A 1148-nucleotide genomic window follows, 5' to 3' on the forward strand; every position below is an offset into this window, starting at 1 on the left:
AGCTGCATCGTTTGCATCTGATGCATTTGAAACTGCCGTTGAGGCAGCGCTCGTGGCCGTTGAAGTGTCTTGAGCCACACTAGCGGCTGAGCTGGCTTGACTCGCTGCACTTGTTGCAGTTGACGCTGCACTTGAGGCCTTACTTTCAGCACTTGAGGCAACCGAAGCGGCACTTGAGGCCGTTGATGCGGCGGAGTCAGCGACACTGGAAGCCTCGCTAGCTTCACTAGCGGCACTTGAGGCCGTTGATGCGGCGCTTGAGGCAATTGAACCAGCAGTAGAAGCCGCTGAACTATCGCCTGCGGTTACCGCCGAACTAGCTGCTGAGGCTGCACTTGAGGCTGTTGACGCAGCACTCGAAGCTTGATCTTTAGCAGTTGAAGCTTTGCTTGCTTCCTCACTGGCCGTTGACGCTGCATTTGAAGCTGCCGTTGACGCACTGTCAGCAACACTGGCTGCGCTATCTGCATCGCTTGAGGCCGAGTTAGCCGTTGAGTTTGCATCGGAAATATTTGCGTTGCTTGGGTTATCCTTGGCCAGACTAGCTGCTGAACTAGCTGCATCTGATGCCACCGAAGCATCACTATTTGCCTGACTATCTGCTGTTGAAGCCGTTGATGCATCACTCCCAGCATTCTTTGCTGAATCACTAGCAGCCGATGCAGCAGTCGATGCTGTTGATGCCGCACTTGAAGTATTCTGATCATCAGCTGCCACACTAGCAGCTGAACTTGCTTGACTCGCTGCGCTTGAGGCCTTACTTTCAGCACTTGAGGCAACCGAAGCGGCACTTGAGGCCGTTGATGCAGCTGAGTTAGCTGCACTCGACGCCTTATTGGCTTCACTAGCCGCACTCGAGGCCACGCTAGCGGCACTTGAGGCGATTGAGCCTGCAGTGGAAGCTGCTGAACGATCACCTGCTGTCACAGCTGAACTTGCTGCTGACGCCGCACTCGAGGCTTCTGATGCCGCACTGGAAGCTTCATCTTTGGCGGTGGAAGCCTTGCTTGCTTCTTCACTGGCTGTGGATGCTGCGTTCGAAGCTGCCGTTGAAGCGTTCTTCGCCTCACTTGCAGCGCTACTTGCATCACTTAACGCCTCACTGGCTTTTGAGTTTGCATCCGAAATATTGGCATTACTTGGATTTT

Annotated in this window: 1 pseudogene; it reads right to left on the reverse strand. The window is 54.3% G+C overall.

Annotated elements, in window-relative coordinates:
* Positions 1 to 1148: pseudogene (locus FC96_RS13035) on the reverse strand (hypothetical protein); the annotation flags it as partial.

The organism is Secundilactobacillus kimchicus JCM 15530, from assembly GCF_001433995.1.
Lineage (GTDB): Bacteria > Bacillota > Bacilli > Lactobacillales > Lactobacillaceae > Secundilactobacillus > Secundilactobacillus kimchicus.